Genomic DNA, 19,005 nt, shown 5'->3' with positions numbered 1-19,005 from the left:
GATGGAAAACTTTATCGGAAGCCACATGATTTATACTTATGAAAATGGATGGGAATACGAGATCTATATTAAAAACGACCATACAATCGATTATAGAATTCATAGCGGAATGGTTGCCGGACGCTGGGTTCGGGATCAGGAAGTGAATATAGTCAAACTGACTGAAGGCGTATATAAAGTGTCTTGGACAGAGCCGACAGGCACAGATGTTTCATTAAACTTTATGCCGAATGAAAAACGCATGCACGGTATTATTTTCTTCCCGAAATGGGTGCATGAACATCCTGAAATTACGGTTTGCTACCAAAATGACCACATTGATCTGATGAAAGAATCCCGCGAAAAATATGAAACGTATCCAAAATACGTTGTGCCTGAATTTGCAGATATTACCTTTCTGAAAAATGAGGGAGTCGACAATGAAGAAGTGATTTCAAAAGCTCCTTATGAAGGAATGACAGATGATATTCGCGCAGGAAAATTATCATAAACAACATAAAAACCCGGAAAAGAGAATCACTTCTCTTTCCCGGGTTTTCTTTTGGCTGAGTATGCGGGAACCATCGTAATTCCCGCGAAAAACAGTACGATGCCAGTCCAGCGCATCAGCTGGTAATAGGCTGTGTCCCGTAAACATAACACGGCCGACAAAATAATGATACAAGCTGCCACGACGATGACAGCACCAATGTATCCTATTTTCCCCATGTTTATTCTCCTTGTGACGGGAATAGTTTCTGCCTTTTTTCAGATTCAGGATCGTTTTCGATCGTAATCTCTGAATCTAAAATCAGCGTCTGTCTTGTTTCTTCAGTATACGCCGGCCATTTTACATCTTCGGTGCTTGGGTTTCCTGTTTTGGCGAATGTGATCCATGCTGATTGTATGGTGTGAGAAAGCTGTTTCACCTCATCCGTAACCTCTGCTTTTGCCATTCGTTTTAACCCGTCCAGATTTCCGAAAACAAAAGGAAGCTCTAATGCGTGAAACGCTTTATTGTACGGCGGCTTATCAGAGTGCCAGTCGAAGCGGTACATCCATACAGGCGCGTAATGAGACTGAGCGGAGGCATAGGCGACGGCCGGGCGCCAAAATATTAAATCAGTCATCATATGAATTTGGCTTTCCAGCGAGCGCGGATAAAGATCGGCGGCTTTCTTTGCCAGCGGCTGCCCTAATAAATACTCAAGCGCGGCATTAAACGTTTCTTGATTATAAACGTCTGAGTCCGGGGTGAAAAATAAATATCCTTCATCGCGGTTTGTTCCGATTAACAGGGGGATGCCGGCAGCAGCACCTTCTGCGATTGCTTGTTCTGGTTCAGCAGGCAACGTTTTCGGATCAAGGGCTGGCTGGAAGAACAACTGAAAGATATTTTCATTTTCTGCTTTCCGAAGCTGATCGGCCGCTTTAAGCAAATCTTCCGCAGATACAGTGTGCAATCTGTCCAATTGGCTCTCGTTTATCCCAAGGACCTTTAAAAAGGCTGCGGCAGTGCTAGCCGCTTTTTCTTTTGTCATTGTTCTAGAAGCGCCGCTTTCCATGATTGCTTTCTGGAACAGGCCTTTTGCCGCAGGCATTGCGAGCAGCGAGGCAATGCTCATGCCGCCTGCGGATTCTCCAAATACCGTTACGTTATCCGGATTACCGCCAAATGCGGAGATATTGTCTCGCACCCATTTCAGTGCGGCGGCTTGGTCCAGCAAGCCGAGGTTATCGGAATACGCTTCATCAAACGAAGACAAATGTAAAAATCCAAACGGACCCAGGCGGTAGTTCAGTGTAACAACAATGACTTCTCCCTGTGCTGCAAGGCTTGATCCATCATATAATGGCTCACTTCCTGCACCGAGATAAAAAGCGCCGCCGTGAATCCACACCATGACAGGAAGGTTTTGACTTGGAGTATCAGGCGCAAATACATTGAGATACAGGCAATCCTCAGACTGGCGGGGCAGCTCATTATACGAAAATGACACCAAATCAGACGGCTGCGGGCAAATCGGGCCGTACGCTGTTGCGTCCAGTTCGTTCTCCCACGCTTCCGGAGGTTCCGGTGCTTTAAAACGCATTGATCCGACAGGCGGTTTGGCATAGGGGATGCCTTTCCACTTATGTACGCCATGTTCTATTATGCCTCTTACTTTGCCGTATTGAGTTGTTACTGTTTTATGAGTCATTGCATTCTCTCCCTTTTTCCCCCATTATAAACAGATTTGTCCTGAAGATGCGAACATTAGCCCTTAGCCGATTTTCATCTTTCTGCTGTTTTGAAAAAGGATTTGACTTCCTGAACGGTTAAACCGATTTCTCTTGCTTCTGCCATCAGCGCTTTCCATTCTTCTACATTGGATTCTGTCAGTTTACGGTTGCGAAAGAAAGCGGTTTCAGGATGCTTTTTCTTCAGTATGTTCGTAAAAGTGAACAACTCTTCCTTTTCCATTCCGGCTTGGACGGCTTGCACAAGATGCACGCGCCATTCTTCTTCATCGCCGCTGATTTTTTCATACATCATTGTTTCTGCGTCGAATAATTCTGTTAATTCGACTTCTAGTGTAGTGGAAATTTTCTTTAAAAATTGAACGGACGGATTTGTATGAACGCCTCTTTCAATCTTGCTTAAATAGGATTTAGATACACCCGACTCGACAGCCACTTGATTAATAGAATAGCCTTTTCTTTTGCGGTACAAACGGATAATTCTTCCAATCATGATATGAGATTCTCCTCTATTCCTGTCGTTATTTTTGTTCATTATAAGGAATTATTCGTTCTTTATAAAATTTAAAATAATAAGGGAAGTGCAGTAAATTAGAGGAAAATCATGATTTTGTTCTCTAAAGAGAACCTATTGGCTTATTTTGCAATTTTTAAATAATAAAGTTTTCTTTTATAATCCAATCATTAACAGAAAGGGGCGCAGGAAGCCAGCCGCGGGGAGGCTGAAGGCTTTGAATACATGAATGAGAATATGAGTTTTAAAGAACTATATGCGATTGTCAGACACAGATTCGTGCTGATTCTGCTCCTCACTATCGGTGTCACCCTTATTACGGGCTTTGTGCAATTTAAGGTCATTTCACCGACCTATCAAGCATCGACGCAAGTGCTGGTTCATGAATCAGACGGTGAAGAAAACTCGAATCTCAGTGACATCCAGCGAAATCTTCAGTACAGCAGCACGTTCCAATCGATTATGAAAAGCACTGTCTTGATGGAAGAGGTCAAGGCGGAATTGCATCTTTCTGAATCGGCTTCCTCGCTGAAAGGAAAAGTAATTACCAGCAGTGAAAATGAATCAGAAATTATCACCGTTGCCGTCCAGGATCACGATCCGGCGAAAGCGGCTGAGATTGCGAACACATTAGTGAACAAGTTTGAAAAAGAAGTAGATGAAAGAATGAATGTACAAGGCGTGCATATTTTATCAGAGGCGAAGGCTTCTGAAAGCCCAATGATCAAGCCGGCCAGGCTGCGAAATATGGTTATGGCTTTTGCCGCTGCTGTCATGGCGGGCATTACACTGGCATTTTTTCTGCATTTTCTCGATGATACGTGCAAAACCGCACGGCAGCTCAGTGAGAGAACCGGATTGCCATGCTTAGGCTCCGTTCCTGATGTCCAAAAAGGGCGGAAACGCGGGATAAAACATTTCGGGGAGTGAAGCGAGTGGTCTTTAGAAAAAAGAAAGCAAGGCGAGGTTTGGCTCAAATATCTGTTTTACACAATAAATCAATTGTGGCGGAACAATATCGCACCATTCGGACGAATATTGAGTTTTCATCCGTCCAGACCAACTTGCGGTCTATCCTCGTCACCTCCTCTGTGCCTGGTGAAGGTAAATCGTTCAGTGCAGCAAATCTTGCGGCTGTCTTTGCGCAGCAGCAGGAAAAGAAAGTGCTGCTGGTGGATGCTGATTTAAGAAAGCCGACCATCAATCAGACGTTTCAGGTTGAGAATGTAACCGGGCTGACAAATGTGCTGGTCGGGAATGCTTCACTCAAAGAATCGGTGCAAAAGACCCCGATCAATAACTTGTATGTGCTGACAAGCGGACCGACCCCGCCGAATCCGGCTGAACTGCTGTCTTCAAAAGCGATGGGAGATTTAATATCTGACATCTATGAACAATTCAGCCTCGTCATCTTTGATTCTCCTCCGCTTTTGGCTGTTGCGGATGCTCAAATTCTAGCAAATCAGACAGATGGCAGCGTGCTCGTTGTTAGAAGCGGAAAAACAAAAACCGATACCATCTTGAAAGCAAAGGATGCACTGGAACAATCCAATGCGAAGCTGTTAGGCGCTCTTTTAAACAAAAAGAAATTGAAAAAATCGGAACACTATTCCTACTAAGTAGATAGTAAAGGTGATGTCTCCTGACCTGTATCAATGGAGGCACTCGGCTCTGCTGTGGGCAGTTGAAGTTGCTGCCTTAGATGCTGGTCGTCGGTGGCGGGGCGTGAGGACGGGTTAAATGCCCACTTATTTGATATATACATAGGATGTATTGTCGGTTTAGCTGCTGCCGATGTTTTGTGGACGAAAACCGCCGCAGCTAAACCGATAAAAGAATTAGGGGGGAAGAGGTTGAGTTACCGGAGAAGACTGTCAATGATTATTGCGCTGGATACTTATCTCGTTTTAAATTCAGTTATTGCAGGATATCAATTCACAAAAGATTCCTATCAATTTTATGACTCCGGAGCATTATTGCTTACCGCTGTCAGCTTGCTCCTCAGCTATCATGTATGTGCTTTCCTGTTCCGTCAGTATAAACAGGTGTGGACATATACCGGTCTCGGCGAGCTGATTGTCCTGCTTAAGGGCATTACGCTTTCAGCCGCTGTGACAGGCGCCATTCAGTATGCTGTGTATCATACGATGTTCTTCCGTCTGTTAACCGCATGCTGGGTGCTTCAGTTTTTGTCTATCGGAGGAACCCGTGTTTTATCCAGAGTGTTAAAAGAAAGCATCAGAAAAAACCGCAGCGCCTCATCTCGCGCGCTGATTATCGGGGCGGGTTCAGGCGGGACTTTGATGGTCAGGCAGCTGCTTTCAAAAGATAATCCTGACATCATACCTGTCGCTTTTATTGATGACGACCAAACGAAGCATAAATTAGAAATTATGGGGCTGCCCGTGATCGGCGGAAAAGAAAGTATCATGCCTGCGGTGCAAAAGCTCAAAATTAACTATATTATCATTGCCATTCCTTCACTTCGCACGCACGAGCTTCAGGTGTTATATAAAGAATGTGTGCAAACTGGAGTCAACATTAAAATTATGCCTCATTTTGATGAGATGCTACTCGGCACACGAACTGCCGGACAAATCAGAGATGTAAAGGCTGAGGATTTGCTCGGCAGAAAGCCGGTAACCCTCGATACAAGCGAAATTTCGAACCGCATCAAAGGAAAAACAGTTCTCGTCACGGGAGCGGGCGGATCAATCGGCTCCGAAATCTGCCGGCAAATCAGCGCGTTTCAGCCTAAGGAAATCATACTGCTCGGCCATGGGGAAAACAGCATTCATTCGATTTATACAGAGCTGAACGGACGATTCGGCAAACACATTGTGTTCCACACAGAAATTGCGGATGTGCAAGACCGCGATAAAATGTTTAACTTGATGAAAAAGTACGAGCCGCACGTTGTCTACCATGCAGCTGCCCATAAGCATGTGCCTTTAATGGAGCATAATCCTGAGGAGGCTGTTAAAAACAATATCATCGGAACAAAAAACGTCGCGGAAGCTGCCGATATGTCAGGGACAGAGACGTTTGTGCTGATTTCATCAGACAAAGCGGTGAACCCGACCAATGTAATGGGGGCAACAAAACGATTTGCCGAGATGATTATTATGAATCTTGGAAAAATCAGCAGAACCAAATTTGTCGCTGTCCGCTTCGGCAATGTGCTCGGGAGCCGCGGGAGCGTCATTCCGATTTTTAAAAAACAGATTGAAAAAGGCGGACCTGTGACGGTAACACATCCAGCCATGACCCGTTATTTCATGACGATACCCGAGGCCTCAAGGCTTGTCATCCAGGCAGGGGCACTTGCGAAAGGGCGCCAGATTTTCGTTCTCGATATGGGAGAACCCGTAAAGATTGTGGACCTTGCGAAAAATCTCATTCATCTGTCCGGCTATACAACAGAGCAAATTCCAATCGAATTCACAGGCATTCGTCCCGGCGAAAAAATGTATGAGGAATTGCTGAATCAAAATGAAATACACGCTGAACAAATCTTTCCGAAAATTCATATCGGCAAAGCAGTGGACGGCGATTGGCAGGTGCTGATGCGTTTTATTGAGGATTTTCATGATCTGCCGGAAGCCGACCTGAGAGCGAGGCTGTTTGCGGCAATCAATACATCAAACAAAATGACGGCTGCCAGTGTTCATTAGGGGGAGTGAAGATGACGAAAAAGATCTTGTTTTGTGCGACTGTTGATTATCATTTTAAGGCCTTTCATCTTCCCTACTTTAAATGGTTTAAACGAATGGGGTGGGAGGTTCATGTCGCGGCGAGCGGACAAACCAAACTGCCGTATGTGGATGAAAAACTCTCCATTCCGATTCGCAGGTCACCCTTTCATCCTCAGAATCTAGCCGTTTACAGACAGCTCAAGGAAGTGATCGACACCAATCAATACGACATTGTCCATTGCCATACGCCGGTCGGCGGCGTTCTTGCCAGGCTAGCAGCGAGGCAGGCGAGGCGGCAGGGAACAAAGGTGCTGTACACCGCGCACGGATTTCACTTTTGCAGCGGAGCGCCAATAAAAAATTGGCTTCTTTACTATCCGGTTGAGAAATGGCTCTCGGCCTATACAGACTGCCTGATTACGATCAATGAAGAGGATTACATACGGGCGAAAGGACTGCAGCGACCGGGCGGCATGACGAAGAAAATTCACGGCATCGGGGTGAATACAGAGCGGTTTCGGCCTGTCAGCTTGCAAGAGAAGCGAAGCCTCAGAGAAAAACATGGATTCCGTGAAGACGATTTTATATTGGTTTATCCGGCTGAGCTTAATCTCAACAAAAATCAGAAGCTCTTAATTGAAGCCGCAGCCCTGCTGAAAGAAAACATTCCGTCGCTCCGCCTTGTTTTTGCCGGAGAAGGGGCGATGGAACAAGCGTATCGAACGTTGGCTGAAAAGCTTGGTGCTTCCGGCAATGTCCGCTTTTACGGCTTTTGCCGCGACATTCATGAGCTGATTCAGCTTGCAGATGTATCTGTCGCATCAAGCATCAGAGAGGGCCTCGGCATGAATGTGCTTGAGGGGATGGCAGCGGAAAAACCGGCGATTGCCACGGATAACCGCGGACATCGGGAAATCATCCGGGACGGAGAAAACGGTTTTCTGATCAAAATCGGTGACAGTGCCGCTTTTGCCTGCCGGATTGAACAGCTTTACCATAAGCCGGAACTCTGCAGAAAGCTGGGACAGGAAGGCCGAAAAACAGCCTTGCGCTTTTCGGAGTTGCGAACGGTGGAAGAAATGGCAGATATTTATTCCGCATACATGGATATGGATACAAAGGAGAAAAGCGTATGAACTCAGGACCGAAAGTTTCTGTCATTATGGGCATTTATAATTGTGAACGCACTTTGGCGGAAAGCATTGAATCCATACTCAGCCAATCCTATAAAAATTGGGAGCTGATTATGTGCGATGATGCGTCAACAGACGGCACGCTCCGTATCGCGAAGCAGTATGCCGCTCATTACAGCGACCGCATTAAGCTGATTCAAAACAAAACAAACAAGCGGCTTGCCGCTTCATTAAATCATTGTCTTTCGCATGTGACAGGCGAGTATATCGCACGTCAGGATGGAGACGACCTTTCATTCCCGCAGCGTCTGGAAAAGCAGGTCGCGTTTTTAGAAAAGCACCGCCACTATCAGGTGGTTGGCACCGGCATGCTCGTGTTTGATGAATGTGGCGTAAGAGGCACACGCATCCTGCCGTCTGTTCCGGAGCCGGCCATTATGGCTAAAGGGACGCCGTTTTGCCATGGGACAATTATGATGAGAGCCAGTGCCTACCGTACGCTGAAAGGCTATCGTTCGGTGCGGCGGACGAGACGGATGGAGGATATTGATTTGTGGCTTCGCTTTTTTGAAGAGGGCTTCAGGGGCTACAATCTCCAAGAAGCCTTGTATAAAGTAAGGGAAGACAGCGATGCATTCAAGCGGAGGTCATTTACGTATTCCGTAGACAATGCCATCCTTGTCTATCAGGCATGCAGACGCTTGAAGCTTCCTATATCTGATTACATATATATTGCCAAACCGTTAATCCGCGCTTTTATGCCTCCAGCCGTGATGAATCGGTACCACAAAAAAAGAGTAATGAACCAAAAGGAAGGGCTTGTCAAGCATGAGTAGCAGCCAAAGACGCGTGCTTCATGTTCTCAGCGGCATGAACAGGGGCGGCGCGGAAACCATGGTAATGAATTTATATCGGAAAATGGACAGAAGCAAAGTACAATTTGATTTTTTAACGTATCGAAATGATCCGTGCGCTTACGATGACGAGATTTTATCTTTAGGCGGGCGGCTTTTTTATGTCCCGAGCATTGGGCAAAGCAATCCCCTCTCATTTGTGAGGAATGTAAGAAATATAATAAAAGAAAACGGGCCGTTCAGCGCCGTTCATGCACACACAGATTTTCAAACGGGCTTTATCGCCCTTGCGGCAAGGCTTGCCGGAGTGCCGGTCAGGGTGTGCCATTCCCACAATACGTCGTGGAAGACTGAATTTAATTGGAAGGATCGCCTGCAGCTGATGGTGTTTAGGCAGCTTATTTTGGCGAATGCGACAGCACTGTGTGCCTGCGGAGAGGATGCGGGCAGGTTTTTATTCGGGCAGTCCAACATGGAGAGGGAGCGTGTTCATCTCTTTCCGAACGGAATTGATATTGATTTGTTTGCTCCAAATGGGCAAAGGGCTGATGAAGAAAAAAGAGCACGCGGCATTGCAGCTGACCGTCTCATCATTGGCCACGTGGCCCGGTTTCATGAAGTGAAAAACCACGCGTTTCTGCTGAAGCTTGCCGCGCATCTCAAAGAACGAGGGGTTCGCTTTCAGCTCGTTCTCGCAGGAGACGGGCCGCTGCGCGAAAAAATGGAAGAGGAGGCGCGGCGGCAGAATCTGCTTTCAGAAGTCCTATTTTTAGGCACTGAAGAACGCATTCATGAGCTGATGCGCACATTTGACGTGTTTGTCATGCCGTCTCTGTACGAGGGCTTGCCGGTTGTGCTTGTGGAAGCGCAGGCGTCGGGGCTCCCATGCATCATTTCAGACAACATTACAGATAAAGTCGACGCCGGGCTTGGGCTTGTGACGAGATTAAGTCTTTCTGAGCCAATCGGCATCTGGGCTGAAACCATTGCAAGAGCGGCCGCCGCAGGCAGGCCGAAGCAGGAGATCATCAAAGGTACACTCGCAAAACGTGGCTACGATGCACAGCAGAACGTAGGAGCGCTGCTGAATATATATAACATGACTAGCGGAAAAGGACAATAAACGATGATTGTATATACCGTCAATTTGGGAATTGTATATATTTGGTCCTGGTTTGCCAAAATGTGCGGCGGCCGTGACGATTCACTCGCCACGGGGTATCGGCCGAATAAGCTTCTGATCTGGATTCCGCTCACGTCACTAGTGCTGGTGTCGGGTCTTCGCTACAAAGTCGGTACGGATTTTCAGACGTACACGCTGCTGTACGAATTGGCGGGCGATTACCAAAACCTATGGCAGATATTCGGTTTCGGTACTGCGAAAACGGCGACAGATCCGGGTTTTACCGCACTGCTTTGGCTTATGAATTTCATCACGAAGGATCCGCAAATCATGTATATAACAGTTGCGGCCGTGACCTACAGCTTTATCATGAAGACACTTGCCGACTACGGAAGGCCGTTTGAGCTGAGTGTCTTTTTATTTTTGGGAACCTTTCATTATTACGCGTCTTTCAATGGCATCAGGCAATACATGGTGGCAGCCGTTTTGTTTTGGGCGATCCGCTATATGATCAGCGGGAACTGGAAGCGATATTTTCTAATCGTGCTCATCAGCTCGCTCTTTCATTCCTCGGCGCTGATTATGATTCCAGTGTACTTTATTGTTAGGAGAAAAGCCTGGTCACCGGCGATATTCGGCTTATCTGCTTTATTTCTCGGCATGACGTTTTTATATCAAAAATTTGTTTCTGTGTTTGTCGTTGTGCTTGAAAACAGCTCATACAGCCATTATGAAAAATGGCTCATGACAAACACAAATGGAATGAATGTGATCAAAATCGCTGTCTTGGTTCTGCCGCTGCTTCTCGCCTTTTGCTACAGAGCGCGTCTGCGGAAGCTGTGGCCGCAAATTGATATCGTCGTTAATTTGTGCCTGCTCGGTTTTTTGTTCGGGCTTTTGGCCACACAGGACGTGATCTTTGCCAGATTCAATATTTATTTCGGCCTTTATCAAATGATCCTAGTCCCTTATTTCGTCAGGATATTTGATGAAAAATCGAATGCCCTGATCTATATTGCTATTGTTGTTTGTTATTTTCTTTATAGTTATTTGCTTATGCCGGTTGATTCGTCCGTTCTGCCTTACAGAACGATTTTTTCCCGGTAATTTATGCAAGAGGAGCCGGTCATAATGGAAACACCTGCGGTTAGTCTGTTAGTCGCTGTTTATAACACAGAAACATATATCAGAACGTGTCTCGAATCACTGCGGAACCAGACTGTGGACAACATTGAAATCATCATCGTCAATGACGGTTCAGCAGATGCCAGCCCGGATATCGCGGAGGAATACGCCAAAAAGGATCACAGATTCAGGGTGATTCATCAGGAGAACCAGGGTCTCGGCGCGGTTCGGAATAAAGGTATCGAGGCGGCACGCGGCGAGTTTATCGCGTTTATAGATTCAGACGATTGGATCGAACCTGATTATTGCGAGCGAATGCTCCAGACAGCAGACGATAAAACGGATCTGGTCATTTGCAATTACGCCGCGGAGTTTGAGGACACGGGAAAAACCATGATCTCTGACATTGCTGAAACTTACCAAAATCAGCCGAAGGAGCAGTATATCAAGGCGTTATTTGAAGGAAAGGTCAGAGGGTTTTCATGGAACAAACTGTACAGAAGAAGCATGGTTGAAGCACAACGGCTATCGTTCCCGCTCCGCGGCGAGCTGGAGCATGTCGAGGATCAGTTTTTCAGTTTCCGGACTCATTTTTTCGCCCGCTCGGTATCCTATGTGAAAGCGCCGCTCTATCATTACCGCATTCACCTTTCCTCCATTGTGCAAAGCTATCAGAAAAAACTGTTTGAATCAGGGCTCGCACTGTATGAGGCAAATACGGCGTTTTTACAGGAGAACAACACACTGGAGCAGTACCAAAAGGAGCTTGATACTTTTATGGTGCTTCACAGCAGCATTTGTATGCTGAATGAATGGAAAACAAGCGGCAGCCGCAGGCTGCTCGAAAAGCTTAGAAATGTCGGCGTGATTTGCGCGGACCCAGTGTTTCGGGAAAGCCTCTCAAAAACGGGTACTGCGTCCTTTGACGCAAAACGATCATGCCTGCTTCTGATGGCGAAATACAGAATGATTCCGTTCGTCGCTATGGCCTCGGCCGTGTATCAGCGGGCGATCGAGTACAAAATGAGAAACAGAGGGTGAGGACATGTCGTTACAATCGTTGAAAATCAATCTTGCAGAATGGCTGCTGCTTAAGGTCAAATACCCGTCCCAATATTGGCTGGGTACGGCCAATCAGCCGGTAAAGACCGCAGCACATCAGAAAAAAATCATACTGACCCTGCTGCCGTCCCATGACAATTTGGGAGATCACGCGATCGCTTATGCCAGCAAGGTATTTCTTGAAGAGGAATACCCGGATTTTGACATCATCGAGATTGATATGAAGGACATTTACAAATCAGCAAAAGCGCTGCTCCGCTCGCGCCATCCGGAGGATATGGTCTTTATCATCGGCGGAGGAAATATGGGTGATTTATACCGTTATGAGGAGTGGACGCGCCGCTTCATCATTAAAACATTTCACGACTATCGAGTGGTCCAGCTGCCGGCCACGGCTCATTTTTCTGACACGAAAAAAGGGCGCAAAGAGCTGAAACGGGCACAGAAAATTTATAACGCGCATCCCGGTTTATTGCTGATGGCTCGGGATGAAACAACGTATCAGTTTATGAAACTGCATTTTCAAGAAAAAACGATTTTGAAGCAGCCGGACATGGTGCTGTATTTAGATAGAAGCAAGACCCCCGCAGAACGTGAAGGGGTTTATATGTGTTTGCGCGAGGATCAGGAAAGCGTGCTTCAGGAGGATGAGAGAAACCGGGTAAAGGCTGCGCTATTTGAAGAATTCGGCGACATAAAATCCTTTACGACAACGATCGGGCGCCGGGTCAGCCGCGATACACGGGAACAAGAACTTGAAGCGCTGTGGTCTAAGCTGCAAAGCGCAGAAGCTGTTGTTACTGACAGGCTTCATGGCATGATTTTTTGCGCGCTGACAGGAACGCCGTGTGTCGTCATCCGCTCCTTTGACCACAAGGTGTTGGAGGGCTATCAATGGATCAAAGACATCCCTTCCATGAAGCTGATTGAATATCCAGACCCGGAGCGTGTGACAGCCGCAGTAAAAGAGCTGTTAACAAGGGAGACACCCCGTGCCGGCTTTCCGAGAGACGTGTATTTTAAAGGGCTGCGAGACAAAATCAGCGGTGAAGCGCAATGATCCCGCTCGTCAGTATTATTGTCCCGATGTACAACGTTGAGCCATTTATAAAAGAGTGCATTGACTCTCTGCGCCGTCAAACGCTTTCTGATATTGAAATCATTCTCGTGAATGATGGGAGCCCGGATCGTTCAGGCGAGATTGCAGAGGACTATGCAAAACGGGATTCGAGAATCCGGGTTATTCATCAGGCAAACGGCGGGCTGAGCTCAGCACGAAATGCGGGAATAAAGGCCGCGCGGGGGACTTACATCGGATTTGTTGACGGAGACGATTATGTATCTTCCGCCATGTTCCAGAGGCTGATTGAAGAAGCAGAGCAAAATCGGCTCGACATCGCTGGGTGCGGTTTTTATAAGCAGTTAGCGGACAGGCGGGTGTATGTGCCGCCGCAGCTTGACATAAACCGCGTGATGACAAAATCGGAAATGGCTGAAAGGCTCAAGCATGCACATGAAACGAGATTTATCTGGTATGTATGGCGTTATGTTTATCGCCGTGAGCTTTTGGAGAGAGCCAATCTGATGTTCGATGAAGACATCCGTTTTGCTGAAGATTCTCCCTTCAATTTGTCTGCTTTTTGCGAAGCGGAGCGGGTGAAAATGCTGGATGAAGGCTTGTACATCTATCGTGAAAATCCGAACAGCCTGACAGAAATTCCTTATAAGCCGGCGATGGATGAACAGATTCAAAAGCAATATCAGGCGAAAATTGCATTCTATCAGCATTACGGTTTAGCAGGTGCATGCAAAGAAGATTTGAATGTATACATTTGCAAGCACCAGCTTCCAATGCTTCTCGCAAACGCCTGTGCTTCTCCGAATCCGGCGAAAGACATCAAAAAACAGATTAGGCACATTTTATCCTATGATATGGTGCAGCAGGCTGTCAGGCATACACCGGTTCAGCATCAGAAATTATTAAGAGGCGAGCGCTTGGTATTAGGGCTGTGCAAATTACGGCTCATATTTCTCATCAAGCTGTTTTTTGAGCAGCGGGCAACGACGAAAGGCAGTGCAAAGCAGGCATGAAATTCACGATAAACTTCAGCGCAAATCTCACAGCTTTTCTCTTGTCCGTTTTCCTGTCGGTCTGGATGACGCCTTTTATTGTCAAAACACTTGGTGTGGAAGCGTTCGGCTTTGTTCATTTGACACAAAATGTGATTAACTATTTTTCGATTATCACCGTGGCGCTCAGTTCGGTTGTCGTGCGGTTCTTTTCTGTCGCCGCCCACAGGGGAGAGCGTGATAAAGCAAATGCGTATATCAGCAATTATTTAGCAGCGTCTGTTCTGATTTCATTGCTTCTTTTGCTGCCTCTAGCGGGTTCGGCTTTCTTTATTGACCGTGTCATGAATGTGCCGCCAGCGCTTTTGGCTGATGTGCGTCTGTCAATTTTAATCGGCAGTCTGCTCTTCATTTTAACGTTTCTGATGGCGGGTTTCGGCGCTGCACCATTTTATGCCAACCGCCTTTACATCACCAGTTCAATTCAGGCGGTACAAATGCTTGTGCGCGTGCTGTCTGTGCTGCTCTTGTTTTCATGTTTTGCGCCAAAAATCTGGCAGATCCAGCTTGCCGCTTTAACTGGTGCTGTCATCGCGTCTGTGCTGTCTTTCTATTTCTTCAAAAAACTGATTCCGTGGTTTTCGTTTCGGATGAAGGATCTTTCATTCCGCATAAGCAGGGAGCTGTTTCAGGCGGGCGCATGGAGCTCCGTCAATCAAATTGGCGTCCTGCTTTTTTTGCAGATTGATTTATTAACTGCCAACTTGGTGCTGGGGGCGTCTGCAGCTGGGAAATACGCGGCGATTATCCAGTTTCCGCTGCTGCTGCGCAGCTTGGCTGGAACGGTCGCATCCCTGTTTGCGCCTTTGATTACTTCGTATTATTCAAAGGGCGATCTGGACGGATTGGTGAATTACGCCAACAAGGCAGTGAGGCTGAACGGTCTTTTGCTTGCGCTTCCTGCTGCCTTATTGGGCGGATTGGCGGGGCCTTTTCTGACGATCTGGCTTGGACCGTCCTTTTCGTCTATAGCACCGCTTTTATATATTCATGCCGGATACTTGGTGGTCAGCCTCGCCTTTATGCCGCTGTTTTATATATGGACCGCCTTTAATAAACAAAAAACACCGGCGATCGTGACCCTGCTGTTAGGCGCGGTGAATGTGGTGCTGGCTGTCACGCTGAGCGGGCCGGCTCATCTCGGTCTGTACGGCATTACATTAGCCGGGGCAGTTTCGCTTATTTTGAAAAATGCCATCTTTACGCCGCTTTATGTATCCCGTATTACCGGCTACAAAAAGCACGTATTCTTTAAAGGCATAATCGGGCCTCTTTCAGCGGCTGTGTTTGCCTGGGCGGTCTGTGAGGCAATCCAGTTCGCTGTGAAGATTGACGGCTGGACATCACTGCTAGCGGCGGGAATGACAGTCAGCTGCTGCTACGCGGTTTTCGCCTTTATGCTCGTTTGTACGAAAGAGGAAAGACAGCTGGTACTAAAACAGTTACGAAAAACGAAAGGAGCTGTGAATCTTTGATCCTGAAACGACTTTTTGATCTGACGGCCGCCATTTTTTTATTGTGCTGTACGAGTGTCATTATTCTATTCACCATAGCCGTTGTCAGGCTGAAAATAGGGTCACCTGTCTTCTTTAAGCAAGTAAGGCCGGGCCTGCACGGCAAGCCGTTCACCCTTTATAAATTCCGAACGATGACGGATGAACGGGACAGTGAAGGGAATCTGCTGCCTGATGAAGTCCGGCTGACGAAAACGGGCAGGTTGATCAGAAAGCTGAGCATCGATGAGCTTCCGCAGCTGCTGAACGTCCTAAAAGGAGATCTCAGTCTAGTCGGCCCGCGGCCGCTTTTGATGGACTATCTGCCCCTTTATACAGAAAACCAGGCACGGCGTCATGAGGTGAAGCCGGGTATCACAGGATGGGCACAAATCAACGGCAGAAACACGATTTCCTGGGAAAAAAAATTTGAATTAGATGTTTGGTACGTTTACAACCGATCATTTTTTCTCGATATGAAAATTTTATGTTTGACGGTGCGAAAAGTACTTGTTTCAGAAGGGGTTCATCAAACCAATCACGTGACCGCGGAACGGTTTACAGGAAGCGGAGATGTGTCCTCATGAGAAAAGTGGCCATTGTGGGTGACGGCGGACATGGAAAGGTGATCAGAGAGCTGATAAACGCCCGGTCAGACACACGCTTAACCGCGGTGCTTGATGATAAATTCCGAACATTTGAAGCCGGAAAAGAGTGGTACACAGGCCCGCCGGAAGCCGTTGCTGAATTGCGCAGGCTTTTTCCCGATGTGTTGTTTCTGATCGCTATCGGAAACAACAGTGTCAGAAAACAGCTGGCGGAGCGGCTGGGACTGAAAAAAGAAGATTTCATTACATTGATTCACCCGTCAGCCATCGTCAGCGAGTCGGCTGTCATCGGGGAAGGGACCGTAATTATGGCTGGCGCGATCATTCAGGCGGATGCGCGTATCGGTGCTCACTGCATTATCAATACGGGCGCAGTGGCAGAGCACGACAATCAAATCAGTGATTATGTTCATCTCTCTCCGCGTGTCACGCTGTCAGGAGCGGTTGCCGTTCAGGAAGGCGCTCACGTGGGAACCGGCGCGGCCGTCATCCCGCAGCTTACAATCGGATCTTGGAGCATTGTCGGCGCCGGTTCTGCGGTGATCCGTTCTATACCGGACAGGGTAACGGCTGCCGGTGCCCCGGCGCGCATTATTTCTTCCATTCAAACATCAAACAAAGGATGATTATATGCAAAAAAGAATTTATTTATCTCCCCCTCATATGAGCGGAAGAGAGCAGCATTATATTTCAGAAGCCTTTCGCTCTAACTGGATTGCGCCGCTTGGGCCGCTCGTGAATTCATTTGAAGAACAGCTGGCTGAACGCGTCGGCGTAAAATCAGCAGCGGCGGTCAGCTCTGGAACGGCAGCGATTCACCTGGCGCTGCGTTTGCTTGAAGTAAAAGAAGGAGACACTGTGTTTTGCCAGTCCTTCACATTTGTAGCAACCGCTAACCCGATTTTGTATGAAAAAGCGGTGCCCGTCTTTATTGATTCTGAGCCTGATACGTGGAATATGTCGCCGAAAGCCCTTGAAAGAGCACTGGAGGATGCGAAAAGAAACGGAACCCTGCCAAAAGCAGTTATAGCCGTCAATCTATATGGGCAGAGCGCGAAAATGGATGACATCATAAGCCTGTGTGATGCATATGGAGTTCCTGTCATTGAGGACGCAGCCGAATCTCTCGGCACAGTTTATAAAGGAAAGCAAAGCGGGACATTCGGGCGCTTCGGGATCTTTTCATTTAACGGAAACAAAATTATCACCACATCAGGCGGCGGGATGCTCGTTTCAGATGATGAAGCCGCCATTGAAAAAGCACGATTTCTCGCTTCGCAGGCACGAGAACCGGCTGTTCATTATCAGCACAGCGAAGTCGGACACAATTACAGACTGAGCAATATCCTCGCCGGCGTAGGTATTGCCCAGCTTGAGGTGCTGGATGAGCGGGTGGAGAAAAGGAGGGCCATTTTCACAAGATACAAAAACGCGCTTGGTCATATAAGCGGTGTCCGCTTTATGCCGGAGCATGCAGCAGGTGTATCCAATCGCTGGCTGACCACGCTCACACTAGAAAACGGACTGAGCCCATATGCCGTGGTTCAACGCCTTGCGAAAGAAAACATTGAAGCACGGCCGCTTTGGAAGCCGCTCCATACCCAGCCGCTGTTTGAGCCGTCTTTATTCTATCCTCATGACAATACAGGAAGCATATGCGAAGACCTTTTCAAACGAGGCATCTGTCTCCCCTCAGGATCAAATCTGACGGAAGAAGAGCAAGACCGAGTCATTGATGTGCTAGCACACTTATTCCAAACTGGCGAGGTGAAGAAATGGACAGCAAGCATTCGATGATCAGCCTGAAACAGAAACTGTCCGGGCTGCTCGACGTCATTCCGAAACAATCCGAAATCATATATGCCGACTATCCTCTATATGGAAATGTAGGGGATTTATTTATTATGAAGGGAACAGAGGCCTTCTTCAAAGAACATGGGATCCGGGTCAGAAAACGCTGGAATCCTGACAACTTTCCGCTTGGGCGAAAGCTGGATCCGAATCTCATCATCGTCTGCCAGGGAGGCGGCAACTTCGGGGATTTGTATCCGTATTATCAAGGCTTTAGAGAGAAAATCGTCCAAACCTATCCGAACCACAAAATCGTGATCCTCCCGCAATCGATTTATTTCCAAAACGAAGATAATCTCAAACGGACGGCGGAGATATTTTCTAAGCATGCGAATCTCCATATCATCACAAGGGAAAAAACCTCCTACGCAACGGCTCAGGCTTATTTTACAAGCAATCAGATTAAGCTTCTGCCTGATATGGCCCATCAGCTGTTTCCAGTCGCTCCAATGCAGCAGCCGTTCAATCAAAAGCTGAGATTTATCAGAACAGACCATGAAGCAAACAAAGCGCTTCAGGAACACACAAAAGCGGAAAGCCACGACTGGCGCACAGTGCTGTCAGCTTCAGACCGCCGGACGATCGCTTTTCTGCAAACGCTGAATGTCCTGAATAAAAAAGCGGGCAATCCTCTGCCCATCGCGTATATATGGGAAAAATACTCGGATTATATCGTCAAAAAAGCAATTCGGTTTTTCAGCTGTTACGAATCGGTGGAAACATCGAGGCTGCACGGCCACATCCTGTCCTCTCTTCTTCAAAAAGAAAACACGGTTATTGATAATTCCTACGGGAAAAACGCCAATTACTATCAAACCTGGATGGAAGGAGTGCCAAGGACCCGACTCATCCACGACGCCTCAAAGAAGGAAAACCTTCCTGCTCACATGTGAGCGGAAGGTTTATTTTGTTTCTCCCCGTTTGACTTTGTTGTATGCTTCATCTAAATGCTGAATCCGTTTCAAGACGACTGCGTTCTTCGTCAGCTGGTCCTGCACAAGCGTTGAGACGACGGAACGGTAGTAGCTGTTCATCGCGTGAATTTTATCCTCAGACTGATTCATTTCAATATGCTGTTTTAAATTCTCAATAAAATAAGGGACGGAAAAAAGTTCAGACATTTCTTTGGCAGCTCCTTTTTCATAAATGTATACGGTGTGATCTCAATCATGTACAATGAAGAAAGGGGAGTGAGCA

General features: G+C 47.2%; 19 protein-coding genes and 1 pseudogene. 16 read left to right on the top strand and 4 right to left on the bottom strand.

All coding sequences use genetic code 11. The features are described from left to right. The first annotated feature begins 1 nt into the window (after position 1). Positions 2 to 490 carry a phenolic acid decarboxylase gene (gene padC, locus Q3W56_RS02585; RefSeq protein ID WP_268398927.1) on the top strand — a complete coding sequence of 163 codons (489 nt, stop codon included), beginning with the start codon at positions 2 to 4 and terminating at the stop codon, positions 488 to 490. Between the two features lie 26 nt (positions 491 to 516). On the opposite strand, the gene Q3W56_RS02580 is transcribed toward padC, so the two are convergent. The 3 genes from Q3W56_RS02580 to slrR all read right to left on the bottom strand — a co-directional run bounded on the left by Q3W56_RS02580 (position 517) and on the right by slrR (position 2,713). Next, positions 517 to 708: a hypothetical protein gene (locus Q3W56_RS02580; protein WP_302894384.1), complete on the bottom strand. Its 192-nt coding sequence runs from the start codon at positions 706 to 708 to the stop codon at positions 517 to 519. A gap of 2 nt (positions 709 to 710) precedes the next feature. Continuing rightward, positions 711 to 2,180 (bottom strand): para-nitrobenzyl esterase, encoded by a 1,470-nt coding sequence (gene pnbA, locus Q3W56_RS02575; protein ID WP_302894383.1) that lies wholly within the window; start codon positions 2,178 to 2,180, stop codon positions 711 to 713. A 74-nt stretch (positions 2,181 to 2,254) separates the two neighbouring features. Next, positions 2,255 to 2,713, bottom strand: a complete 459-nt coding sequence (slrR, locus tag Q3W56_RS02570) for an HTH-type transcriptional regulator SlrR (protein ID WP_302894382.1) — start codon at positions 2,711 to 2,713, stop codon at positions 2,255 to 2,257. Positions 2,714 to 2,959: 246 nt separating this feature from the next. Between slrR and Q3W56_RS02565 the strand changes: the two genes are divergently transcribed. From Q3W56_RS02565 to Q3W56_RS02495, 15 genes and pseudogenes are all read left to right on the top strand, one after another. Further along, positions 2,960 to 3,664: a YveK family protein gene (locus tag Q3W56_RS02565; protein ID WP_302894381.1), complete on the top strand. Its 705-nt coding sequence runs from the start codon at positions 2,960 to 2,962 to the stop codon at positions 3,662 to 3,664. 5 nt (positions 3,665 to 3,669) lie between these two features. Next, the gene (epsB, locus tag Q3W56_RS02560) at positions 3,670 to 4,353 is read left to right on the top strand and encodes a protein tyrosine kinase EpsB (protein WP_302894380.1); all 684 of its coding nucleotides are present in this window, start codon (positions 3,670 to 3,672) and stop codon (positions 4,351 to 4,353) included. A gap of 234 nt (positions 4,354 to 4,587) precedes the next feature. Next, positions 4,588 to 6,408 carry a polysaccharide biosynthesis protein gene (locus Q3W56_RS02555; protein ID WP_302894379.1) on the top strand — a complete coding sequence of 607 codons (1,821 nt, stop codon included), beginning with the start codon at positions 4,588 to 4,590 and terminating at the stop codon, positions 6,406 to 6,408. Between the two features lie 11 nt (positions 6,409 to 6,419). Continuing rightward, entirely contained in the window at positions 6,420 to 7,565 is a 1,146-nt protein-coding gene (locus Q3W56_RS02550; protein ID WP_302894378.1) for a glycosyltransferase family 4 protein, read from the top strand. Continuing rightward, the gene (epsE, locus tag Q3W56_RS02545) at positions 7,562 to 8,398 is read left to right on the top strand and encodes a glycosyltransferase EpsE (RefSeq protein ID WP_019715797.1); all 837 of its coding nucleotides are present in this window, start codon (positions 7,562 to 7,564) and stop codon (positions 8,396 to 8,398) included. Before Q3W56_RS02550 ends, epsE begins: the two co-directional genes overlap by 4 nt. Next, positions 8,391 to 9,546: pseudogene (locus tag Q3W56_RS02540) on the top strand (glycosyltransferase family 1 protein). Before epsE ends, Q3W56_RS02540 begins: the two are co-directional and overlap by 8 nt. After that, the gene (gene epsG, locus Q3W56_RS02535; protein ID WP_302894376.1) at positions 9,543 to 10,646 is read left to right on the top strand and encodes a biofilm exopolysaccharide biosynthesis protein EpsG; all 1,104 of its coding nucleotides are present in this window, start codon (positions 9,543 to 9,545) and stop codon (positions 10,644 to 10,646) included. Before Q3W56_RS02540 ends, epsG begins: the two are co-directional and overlap by 4 nt. A 24-nt stretch (positions 10,647 to 10,670) precedes the next feature. Then, complete coding sequence (locus Q3W56_RS02530) at positions 10,671 to 11,705, top strand: glycosyltransferase family 2 protein (RefSeq protein WP_302894375.1); 1,035 nt, start codon at positions 10,671 to 10,673, stop codon at positions 11,703 to 11,705. 4 nt (positions 11,706 to 11,709) lie between these two features. Then, positions 11,710 to 12,786 carry a polysaccharide pyruvyl transferase family protein gene (locus Q3W56_RS02525; RefSeq protein WP_302894374.1) on the top strand — a complete coding sequence of 359 codons (1,077 nt, stop codon included), beginning with the start codon at positions 11,710 to 11,712 and terminating at the stop codon, positions 12,784 to 12,786. Continuing rightward, positions 12,783 to 13,817, top strand: a complete 1,035-nt coding sequence (locus Q3W56_RS02520; RefSeq protein ID WP_302894373.1) for a glycosyltransferase — start codon at positions 12,783 to 12,785, stop codon at positions 13,815 to 13,817. The genes Q3W56_RS02525 and Q3W56_RS02520 overlap by 4 nt, the downstream gene beginning before the upstream one ends. Beyond that, positions 13,814 to 15,331, top strand: a complete 1,518-nt coding sequence (locus tag Q3W56_RS02515; RefSeq protein ID WP_302894372.1) for an MATE family efflux transporter — start codon at positions 13,814 to 13,816, stop codon at positions 15,329 to 15,331. Before Q3W56_RS02520 ends, Q3W56_RS02515 begins: the two co-directional genes overlap by 4 nt. Further along, a complete protein-coding gene (locus Q3W56_RS02510) occupies positions 15,328 to 15,936 on the top strand; it encodes a sugar transferase (RefSeq protein ID WP_302894371.1) in 609 nt (202 codons plus the stop codon). Before Q3W56_RS02515 ends, Q3W56_RS02510 begins: the two co-directional genes overlap by 4 nt. Then, positions 15,933 to 16,583, top strand: coding sequence for an acetyltransferase (locus Q3W56_RS02505; protein WP_019715789.1), 651 nt, complete (start codon positions 15,933 to 15,935; stop codon positions 16,581 to 16,583). The genes Q3W56_RS02510 and Q3W56_RS02505 overlap by 4 nt, the downstream gene beginning before the upstream one ends. A 4-nt stretch (positions 16,584 to 16,587) precedes the next feature. After that, positions 16,588 to 17,754, top strand: coding sequence for a DegT/DnrJ/EryC1/StrS family aminotransferase (locus Q3W56_RS02500; protein ID WP_302894370.1), 1,167 nt, complete (start codon positions 16,588 to 16,590; stop codon positions 17,752 to 17,754). Continuing rightward, positions 17,733 to 18,701: a polysaccharide pyruvyl transferase family protein gene (locus Q3W56_RS02495; RefSeq protein WP_302894369.1), complete on the top strand. Its 969-nt coding sequence runs from the start codon at positions 17,733 to 17,735 to the stop codon at positions 18,699 to 18,701. Before Q3W56_RS02500 ends, Q3W56_RS02495 begins: the two co-directional genes overlap by 22 nt. Positions 18,702 to 18,710: 9 nt before the next feature. Here the strand turns inward: Q3W56_RS02495 and yvfG are convergent, their stop codons facing one another. Next, positions 18,711 to 18,929: a protein YvfG gene (yvfG, locus tag Q3W56_RS02490; protein WP_019715786.1), complete on the bottom strand. Its 219-nt coding sequence runs from the start codon at positions 18,927 to 18,929 to the stop codon at positions 18,711 to 18,713. Positions 18,930 to 19,005: the final 76 nt, after the last annotated feature.

Origin of the sequence: Bacillus sp. C28GYM-DRY-1, assembly GCF_030519405.1 — a bacterium.
GTDB lineage: Bacteria > Bacillota > Bacilli > Bacillales > Bacillaceae > Bacillus > Bacillus spizizenii_A.
The sequence above is the reverse complement of the archived record's forward strand: the minus strand, read 5'-3'. Positions and strand labels throughout refer to the sequence as shown.

Bases quoted from the DNA above. Each gene is read 5' to 3' on its own strand.
- epsE (WP_019715797.1), top strand. From the start codon at position 7,562: ATGAACTCAGGACCGAAAGTTTCTGTCATTATGGGCATTTATAATTGT.
- Q3W56_RS02515 (WP_302894372.1), top strand. From the start codon at position 13,814: ATGAAATTCACGATAAACTTCAGCGCAAATCTCACAGCTTTTCTCTTG.
- Q3W56_RS02550 (WP_302894378.1), top strand. From the start codon at position 6,420: ATGACGAAAAAGATCTTGTTTTGTGCGACTGTTGATTATCATTTTAAG.
- epsG (WP_302894376.1), top strand. From the start codon at position 9,543: ATGATTGTATATACCGTCAATTTGGGAATTGTATATATTTGGTCCTGG.
- pnbA (WP_302894383.1), bottom strand. From the start codon at position 2,180: ATGACTCATAAAACAGTAACAACTCAATACGGCAAAGTAAGAGGCATA.
- Q3W56_RS02520 (WP_302894373.1), top strand. From the start codon at position 12,783: ATGATCCCGCTCGTCAGTATTATTGTCCCGATGTACAACGTTGAGCCA.
- Q3W56_RS02525 (WP_302894374.1), top strand. From the start codon at position 11,710: ATGTCGTTACAATCGTTGAAAATCAATCTTGCAGAATGGCTGCTGCTT.
- Q3W56_RS02530 (WP_302894375.1), top strand. From the start codon at position 10,671: ATGGAAACACCTGCGGTTAGTCTGTTAGTCGCTGTTTATAACACAGAA.
- Q3W56_RS02505 (WP_019715789.1), top strand. From the start codon at position 15,933: ATGAGAAAAGTGGCCATTGTGGGTGACGGCGGACATGGAAAGGTGATC.
- Q3W56_RS02495 (WP_302894369.1), top strand. From the start codon at position 17,733: ATGGACAGCAAGCATTCGATGATCAGCCTGAAACAGAAACTGTCCGGG.
- yvfG (WP_019715786.1), bottom strand. From the start codon at position 18,929: ATGTCTGAACTTTTTTCCGTCCCTTATTTTATTGAGAATTTAAAACAG.
- Q3W56_RS02500 (WP_302894370.1), top strand. From the start codon at position 16,588: ATGCAAAAAAGAATTTATTTATCTCCCCCTCATATGAGCGGAAGAGAG.
- padC (WP_268398927.1), top strand. From the start codon at position 2: ATGGAAAACTTTATCGGAAGCCACATGATTTATACTTATGAAAATGGA.
- slrR (WP_302894382.1), bottom strand. From the start codon at position 2,713: ATGATTGGAAGAATTATCCGTTTGTACCGCAAAAGAAAAGGCTATTCT.
- Q3W56_RS02580 (WP_302894384.1), bottom strand. From the start codon at position 708: ATGGGGAAAATAGGATACATTGGTGCTGTCATCGTCGTGGCAGCTTGT.
- Q3W56_RS02565 (WP_302894381.1), top strand. From the start codon at position 2,960: ATGAATGAGAATATGAGTTTTAAAGAACTATATGCGATTGTCAGACAC.